Source organism: Vibrio genomosp. F10 str. 9ZD137, assembly GCF_049974785.1.
Lineage (GTDB): Bacteria > Pseudomonadota > Gammaproteobacteria > Enterobacterales > Vibrionaceae > Vibrio.
Genome location: NZ_JBNGCJ010000183.1, coordinates 1 through 222 on the forward strand (window position 1 = coordinate 1; position 222 = coordinate 222).

The following is a 222-nucleotide window of genomic DNA, read 5'->3' on the forward strand; positions in this document are numbered from 1 at the left end:
GTTGTGTATCCGTTAGGCTGGCGATACTGCCTGCGCGTGACTCTACATGGCTTAATTCACTGCGCAACGCGTGCATGGAGGTGTCAAGGTTATTGACCAGCTCGGCAAGAGAACGGCTCATATCTTGAACAGCGTAGTAAATACTCCCCTCAGGTGGAGACGTAGCAAACGAAACCTGAATTTCCCCTTTGGCGACAGCTTGTACGGCATCACTTACCTCTT

Annotated in this window: 1 pseudogene; it reads right to left on the minus strand. The window is 50.9% G+C overall.

Annotated features, from left to right (window positions below):
• A pseudogene (locus ACP45E_RS02375) lies at positions 1–222 on the minus strand (methyl-accepting chemotaxis protein); the annotation flags it as partial.